The organism is Dyella sp., assembly GCF_035685885.1.
GTDB lineage: Bacteria > Pseudomonadota > Gammaproteobacteria > Xanthomonadales > Rhodanobacteraceae > Dyella.
Window position 1 is genome coordinate 1 of the sequence record NZ_DASRZX010000155.1, and the last position, 7,590, is coordinate 7,590.

Genomic DNA, 7,590 nt, shown 5'->3' on the forward strand with positions numbered 1-7,590 from the left:
CAGTTCCTCGCCGTGCTCGAAAAGGCGCGCGAGTGGAACGACGGACAGGCCAAGAAGCGATTGCTGGCTGCTTTCGCGACGCTCGATGATGCGGAGCTGGTGGGTCGCTATCGGCGACGCATGGCGTCGCTGCTGTTCTGAACCAAGCGGGAGGCGACCATCGCCTCCCGCTTCGCTTTGGGGCTCAGGGCGAGCCCACGCCAGCGGTCGAACGCAGGTTGCGGTCGAGGAACTGCGTCAACCGTTCGAGCAGCTCGGTGGTATTGGCTTCGTCATAGAAGCCATGCGCCTCGTTCGGCTTGAACAGCCACTCATGTGCCACACCTCGCTTTTGCAGCGCGGCATGCAGGTTCTGGCCTTGCACCGGCGGCACACGCTTGTCTTCGCCGCCCACGATCAGCATCACGTTGGCCTTCAGATGATCCAGCTGATTGATGGGCGAGCGCGCGGCCAGCTCGGCGGCATCGGTGCCCAGCACACGGCGCAGGTAACTTTTGCCAGCGATGCGATCGGAGATGTCGCCGTCGGTATACATCAGCGAAAGGTCATACACGCCGACGTAGCCCACGGCACAGCGATACAGGTCCGGCTCCTTCACCGCCCCCTCGAGCGCGGCGTAACCGCCGTAGCTCCCGCCGAAGATGCAAATACGACCGGCATCAGCGATACCTTGCTCGATGGCCCAGTGCGTTGCATCGGTCACATCGTCCTGCATCTTGCCACCCCATTCGCGGTAACCAGACAGCAGGAAATCATGGCCATAGCCGCCTGAGCCGCGATAGTTCACCTGCAAAACCGCATAGCCATGCGTGGCCATGGCCTGCACATACGAATCGAATTCCCACTCGTCCCGCACGCCGTACGGGCCGCCGTGCACGAACACCACGAGCGGCTGATGCTTGGCCTCCTCCTTGCCGGGCGGTGTGCTGAGGTAACCATGCAGCGTGAGTCCATCGCGCGACTTGAATTCCACGGGCTGCATGGATGCCATCTGGGTAGGCTTGATCCACGGCGCACGCTGCAGCAACTCACTGGCCTTGCCGGCCTTGGCATCCCACAGGTAGAACGTGCCCGGGTTCATGTCCGACGAAGCCAGCGCGACAGCCTTGCCGCCATCGTCCGTGCTGGACACGATGCGCACGCTTTCGCCCGGGAGGGCATGCGACAGCGACATGATCGCCTTCATGGTGTCCGACCCCGCCACGATGGCTTCGGCGGTGGGCGTGCCTGGCATCGAATACACGCCAACCACGTCCCGCTTGTCCAGGCTGAGCACCAACCCTTGCATCGAGGCCACGTCACCGGTCCATAGCGGTTCCTGCATCGCCTGCGTGGCGACGTTCCAGGTGCACAGGCCGCCGACCTTGCCCGGCACGCTGCAAGTCATGTAGACCAGCCCGTCGTCACGATTGAACATCAGCGGATACGGCACGCTCTTGCTGGCGGTTCCCTGGAACAGCAGCTTCCACGGTTTGCTATCGCCTTCGCGGTAATACACCTGCTGGTTGTCCTGGCTGTCCACGCCCATGGCGAAACGGACCACGGCATGGCTATCGGCGACCAGGGACGCGTTGCGAACGGGTGCCGTACCGGCCTGCCGCTTGGTACCGTCGCGCACGTCCAGCAGGACGATCTGGGTAAACGCGCCGTCGGCGCCACTGTCCCACGGCGTAACGCCGATGAGGATGTGGTTTTCGTCGCCACGAATGGTATCGATGACTTCGGCACTCGCCCGTTCCGGCTCGCGGTGCTGGATGTGCGTGGCACCATGCGCGTCGCCCGCGCGATAGCCGAACAGCAGCTCAGGATCGGAACCGTCGGCGTTGACCGCAAAGATTTCACCGGTGGAGAACGGCCGATCGAAACCCGAGACCTCAGTGCCCTCGGTGTAGATCACGCGATGGTCGTTCGCCCACCACAGATCGATCACCTGGTTGCCTTCGCGAGGCTTGACCATCACGCCGCCCTGCTTGACCAGGTCGACCAGCGCCAGCATGGGCTTGCCTTTCACCACCGTGGTCGCGGCGAGGTAATGGCCATCGCCGGAGATCTTTACGTTGTCGTACTGCACATGCCGCGCCAGGTCGGCCAAGGGCACGGTACCGGCGCACAACGGACCCGCGAGAAGACACAGCGCACCTGCGGCGATGCGCCTGAGCAGCTTTTCCATGATTTCTCCCCTGTCACGCGGTGCCTCAGTGCGACCGCGTGCGGGTGAGTATAGGCGGCGGCGCGGAAGTCCATAAGGGCGGCCCGATGGCAGATGGTGTCGGCCGCCGGGCCCCGCAAAAAACGCCGGCTACTTCAGAACGAATCGCCCGGTACGCGCACCCAGCCTTCCATCAGTACGCGTGCGCTGCGGCTCATGATGACCTTGGTGACCGTCCAGGTGCCGTCGACCAGCGTCGCTTCGGCGCCTACCCGCAGCGTGCCGGATGGATGGCCAAAGCGCACCGCCTGGCGTTCGCCGCCGCCTGCGGCGAGGTTCACTAGGGTCCCGGGAATGGCTGCCGAGGTGCCGATGGCCACCGCAGCGGTGCCCATCATGGCGTGGTGCAGCTTGCCCATCGACATCGCGCGCACCAGCAGGTCGACATCGCCCGCCGCCACTGGCTTGCCGCTGGATGCGACGTAGTCGGCCGGCTTGGCAACGAAGGCGACCTTGGGCGTGTGCTGGCGCGTGGCGATCTCGTCGAGTGACTTGATCAGGCCCATGCGCAGCGCACCGTGCGCGCGGATAGTCTCGAACATAGCCAGCGCCCTGGCATCGCTGTTGATGGCCTCCTGCAACTCGGTACCCGCGTAGCCGATCGCCGACGCCTCCACGAAGATCGTGGGGATGCCCGCATTGATCATGGTTGCCTTGAGCGTGCCGACGCCGGGCACGTCCAGGTCGTCCACGAGATGGCCGGTGGGGAACATCGCGCCGCCCGCCCCTTCCTCTTCGGCGGCCGGGTCAAGGAACTCCAACTGTACTTCGGCTGCGGGAAAGGTCACACCATCCAGCTCGAAGTCGCCGGTTTCCTGCACTGCACCGTGGCTCATCGGCACATGCGCAACGATGGTCTTGCCGATGTTGGCCTGCCAGATGTGCACAGTAGCGATACCGTCGTGCGGCACGCGCGCCGGATCGACCAGGCCGCCGGCAATGGCGAACGGGCCGACTGCCGCCGAGAGGTTCCCGCAGTTGCCACTCCAGTCGACGAAGGCCTTGTCGATCGCCACCTGGCCGAAGAGGTAATCCACGTCGTGGCCCGGCCGGCTGCTCTTGGAGACGATCACTGTCTTGCTGGTGCTGGAAGTGGCGCCGCCCATGCCGTCGATCTGCTTGGCATAGGGATCGGGGCTGCCGATCACGCGCTGCAGCAGTGCGTCGCGCGCGGCGCCAGGCACCTGGGCGGACTCGGGTAGGTCCTGCAGGCGGAAGAACACGCCTTTGCTGGTGCCGCCGCGGAGGTAGGTGGCGGGGATGCGAATCTGGGGCTTGTGGTTCATGAAGAATCCTGTGTCGATGCAATGCTGTCGCTTCGCCTTTCCCCTCGGAACCGGCACGCACCGAGTCTCCGTCGAGCCTGCCTTCAACTCCCTCCCCTGCCTGCAGGGGAGGGTTGGGGAGGGGTAAAGCCCTTGCCTTGGACGCGTGGGAGAGCACCCCCTCCCAGCCCCCCCCCTGCAAGCAGGGGAGGAGCCTTGGCTGCACCTTGGGCGATAGCTGAGATTCGAGGCTAGTGGATCCTTGGGGGAGGGAACTATCAAGAGCTGGCGATCACGCCGCTTGCGAGGCTTCGAGGAAATCCTGCGCAAAACGCTGCAACACACCGCCTGCTTCGTAGATGGACACTTCCTCGGCGGTATCCAGACGACAGGTCACCGGCACCTCGACGCGCTCGCCGTTCTTGTGGTGAATGACCAGCGTGAGATCCGCGCGCGGCGTACGCGCACCGATTACGTCGAACGTCTCGGTGCCGTCGATGCCAAGCGTCTTGCGATCAGTGCCGGGCTTGAACTCCAGCGGCAACACGCCCATGCCGATCAGGTTGGTACGGTGGATGCGCTCGAAGCCTTCGGCCACGATGACTTCAACGCCCGCCAGACGCACGCCCTTCGCTGCCCAGTCGCGCGACGAGCCCTGGCCGTAATCGGCGCCGGCGATCACGATCAAGGGCTGCTTGCGATCCATGTAGGTTTCGATCGCTTCCCACATGCGCATGACCTGGCCTTCCGGCTCCACGCGCGCCAGCGAGCCTTTCTTCACCGCACCATCGACCACGACCATTTCATTGATGAGCGTGGGGTTGGCGAAGGTGGCGCGTTGTGCGGTGAGGTGATCGCCGCGATGGGTAGCGTACGAATTGAAGTCCTCTTCCGGCAGGCCCATCTTGGCCAGGTATTCGCCCGCGGCACTGTCGAGCAGGATCGCGTTGGACGGCGACAGATGGTCGGTGGTGATGTTGTCGCCGAGCACGGCCAGCGGACGCATGCCTTTGAGCGTGCGCTCGCCGGCAAGTGCGCCTTCCCAGTACGGCGGGCGACGGATGTAGGTGCTTTGCGGGCGCCAGTCGTACAGCGGCGCGGCGCTGGTGCCGGTGTGGCCGTTGCGCGCGAACATCGGCTCATAGACCTTGCGGAACTGCTCGGGCTTCACGCTGGACGCGACGATCGCGTCGATCTCTTCGTCGCTCGGCCAGATGTCCTTGAGCGTCACCGGCTGGCCGTTGGCGTCGACGCCGAGCACGTCCTTCTCGATATCGAAGCGGATGGTGCCCGCGATGGCGTACGCCACCACCAGCGGCGGCGAGGCCAGGAAAGCCTGCTTGGCATACGGATGAATGCGGCCATCGAAGTTGCGGTTGCCGGACAGCACGGCGGTGGCGTACAGGTCGCGATCGATGATTTCCTGCTGGATCGCCGGATCAAGCGCGCCGGACATGCCGTTGCAGGTGGTGCATGCGAACGCGACGATGCCGAAGCCGAGCTTCTCCAGGTCTGGCAGCAGATTCGCTTCTTCCAGATACAACTGCACCGCCCTGGATCCGGGCGCGAGCGAGCTCTTCACCCACGGCTTGCGCGTCAGGCCGCGTGCATTCGCGTTGCGCGCCAGCAAGGCCGCCGCGATCACGTTGCGCGGGTTGCTGGTGTTGGTGCAGCTGGTGATGGCGGCGATGATCACCGCGCCGTCAGGCATCTGGCCCGGCTGCTCGGTCCACTCGCCAGCGATGCCGCGCGCAGCGAGATCTGACGTCGGCAGGCGCTTGTGCGGATTGGACGGGCCCGCCATGTTGCGCACCACGGATGAAAGGTCGAACGTCAGCGTGCGCTCGTACTGCGCAGCGGCAAGCGTATCGGCCCACAGGCCGGCGGCCTTGGCATAGGTTTCGACCAGCTTGACCTGCTCGTCACTGCGACCGGTGAGGCGTAGATAATCGGTGGTCTGGCCGTCGATGAAAAACATCGCGGCGGTGGCGCCGTATTCGGGTGCCATGTTGGAAATGGTCGCGCGATCGCCCAGGGTCAGGCTGGCCGCGCCTTCGCCGCGAAACTCCAGGTAGGCGCCGACCACCTTCTCCTTGCGCAGGAACTCGGTGAGCGCCAGCACGATGTCGGTGGCGGTGATGCCGGGTTGGCGCTTGCCGGTGAGTTCGACGCCGATGATGTCGGGCAGGCGCATCCACGACGCGCGGCCAAGCATCACGTTCTCGGCTTCAAGACCACCCACGCCGATGGCGATGACGCCAAGCGCATCCACATGCGGCGTGTGGCTGTCGGTACCCACGCAGGTATCGGGATAGGCCACGCCATCCTGCACCTGGATCACCGGCGACATCTTCTCCAGGTTGATCTGGTGCATGATGCCGTTACCCGGCGGGATCACGTCGACGTTCTCGAACGCCCTCTTGGTCCAGTTGATGAAGTGGAAACGATCCTCGTTGCGGCGATCTTCGATCGCGCGGTTCTTCGCGAACGCGTTCGGATCGAAGCCGCCGCACTCCACCGCCAGCGAGTGATCGACGATCAGCTGCACGGGCACCACCGGATTCACCTTGGCGGGGTCACCGCCACCCTCGGCAATCGCATCACGCAAGCCAGCCAGATCCACCAGCGCCGTCTGGCCGAGAATGTCATGGCACACCACGCGCGCCGGGAACCACGGGAAATCGCGGTCACGCTTGCGCTCGATCAGCTGCTTGAGCGACTCCGTGAGGATCGCCGGATCGCATCGGCGCACCAGGTTTTCGGCCAGCACGCGCGAGGTGTACGGCAGCGCGTCGTAGGCGCCCGGCTGGATCGCATCCACGGCGGCGCGCGCGTCGAAATAGTCCAGCGACGTGCCGGGAAGGGATTGGCGGTAGGCGTTATTCATGGTGTGGGGAACCCTCGCGGTGACATCCGGCGGAATTGGGGCCGACGCATGGCGTGCGCCGCCGCTGCGCGACCAAGCCCGCGCTCTCAGCCCGTCATTGTAACGCACCGCCCGGAGGCGACCCAGCCGAAACCCGCGTCAGCCCTGTCCCATGCCAGCCACGCGATGCCATGCATGGCAAGCGTTGCCGGCGATTCGTGCGGATACACCGAGGCAACGAAGGCCGTCTTTGATTGCGCATGATGGGCGATTGTCGACCGGCCATCCCACGCGAATCGATGCCGGTTCCCCGTCGCATTGCTGACACCAGGAGTGACCTGGCCGACCACACGTCACGCAAACATACGCATCCGTATGTTTGCGGTATGCTACGCGCCCTTTACCGACACCCTCGCCATGCGCTCATCCACTTTCCGCCGCCTGATGAACCTTTGGCCGCCGTTCTTCTTCAACAGCATCCGCGTACAGTACGTCGCCGAGGACTGGTCGGAGGTAAAGGTGGTGCTGCGCCTGCGACCCTGGAACCGCAACTACGTGCGCACGCAGTTCGGTGGCAACCTGTTTGCCATGACCGACCCGTTCTGGATGCTGCTGGCCATGCACCAGCTCGGCGACGACTACTACGTGTGGGACAAGGCCGGCGCCATCGATTTCGTGGCGCCAGGCCGCGAGGACGTATACGCCCACTTCAAGCTGGACGCGGCTGTCGTGGAAGAGTTGCGTCAGGCGGCGGCCGGTGGCGACAAGGTCTTGCGCTGGTTCGACGTGGATGTCGCCACACGCAGCGGTGAAGTCGTCGCGCGCGTGCGCAAGCAGTTGTACGTGCGGCTCAAGCCCAAGGCACGTTGAGCGCGGCCGCGCTCACTCGCGCTCGAAGCGGGCAATTTCATCGAGCATGCGCTCGGCGCGCGTCACGCTGGCTCCGGCGAACTGGTCCTCCATCCAGCGACGCTTTCCCAGGTAGCGCACGAGCCCATAGGCCAGCGCTACGACCGCCAGGGAAACCACCGCACAAAGCAGCATCCAAAGCAGCAGGCCGGGAGCCTGATCCCAGTAGTCGTGGCCCTGGCGATCGAAGTCGTACTGGATCAAGACCAGCATCACCGGAATCCAGATGACGCTGCCCAAGGCCGCGAACACGGGCGCCTCCACCCGCACGCGCCAACGCCGCAGCTGTGCCAGGCGACGCTGGATGTCGAGCACTGGCGAGGCGTAGTCGATCCGGTTCA

5 protein-coding genes and 1 pseudogene are annotated in these 7,590 nt (G+C 64.8%); 2 read left to right on the forward strand and 4 right to left on the reverse strand.

Translation table 11 applies throughout. The annotated features are described in order from the left end of the window. On the forward strand, positions 1-141 hold a 141-nt coding region (locus tag VFG49_RS17700; protein ID WP_324863017.1), incomplete at its 5' end, for a tetratricopeptide repeat protein. A 43-nt stretch (positions 142-184) separates the two neighbouring features. Here VFG49_RS17700 and VFG49_RS17705 read toward each other — a convergent pair. From VFG49_RS17705 to acnD, 3 genes are all read right to left on the reverse strand, one after another. Further along, positions 185-2,170 (reverse strand): S9 family peptidase, encoded by a 1,986-nt coding sequence (locus VFG49_RS17705; protein ID WP_324863009.1) that lies wholly within the window; start codon positions 2,168-2,170, stop codon positions 185-187. A gap of 134 nt (positions 2,171-2,304) precedes the next feature. Further along, positions 2,305-3,495 carry a 2-methylaconitate cis-trans isomerase PrpF gene (prpF, locus tag VFG49_RS17710; protein ID WP_324863011.1) on the reverse strand — a complete coding sequence of 397 codons (1,191 nt, stop codon included), beginning with the start codon at positions 3,493-3,495 and terminating at the stop codon, positions 2,305-2,307. Between the two features lie 271 nt (positions 3,496-3,766). Then, positions 3,767-6,361, reverse strand: coding sequence for a Fe/S-dependent 2-methylisocitrate dehydratase AcnD (acnD, locus tag VFG49_RS17715; protein WP_324863013.1), 2,595 nt, complete (start codon positions 6,359-6,361; stop codon positions 3,767-3,769). A 396-nt stretch (positions 6,362-6,757) separates the two neighbouring features. Here acnD and VFG49_RS17720 point away from each other — a divergent pair, with 396 nt between their 5' ends. Then, positions 6,758-7,210, forward strand: a complete 453-nt coding sequence (locus VFG49_RS17720; RefSeq protein ID WP_324863015.1) for a DUF4442 domain-containing protein — start codon at positions 6,758-6,760, stop codon at positions 7,208-7,210. 12 nt (positions 7,211-7,222) lie between these two features. Here the strand turns inward: VFG49_RS17720 and VFG49_RS17725 are convergent. After that, positions 7,223-7,590 (reverse strand): annotated as a pseudogene (locus tag VFG49_RS17725) (hypothetical protein); the annotation flags it as partial.

Coding starts and splice junctions, on each gene's coding strand:
- acnD (WP_324863013.1), bottom strand. CDS start 6,361: ATGAATAACGCCTACCGCCAATCCCTTCCCGGCACGTCGCTGGACTAT.
- VFG49_RS17705 (WP_324863009.1), bottom strand. CDS start 2,170: ATGGAAAAGCTGCTCAGGCGCATCGCCGCAGGTGCGCTGTGTCTTCTC.
- prpF (WP_324863011.1), bottom strand. CDS start 3,495: ATGAACCACAAGCCCCAGATTCGCATCCCCGCCACCTACCTCCGCGGC.
- VFG49_RS17720 (WP_324863015.1), top strand. CDS start 6,758: ATGCGCTCATCCACTTTCCGCCGCCTGATGAACCTTTGGCCGCCGTTC.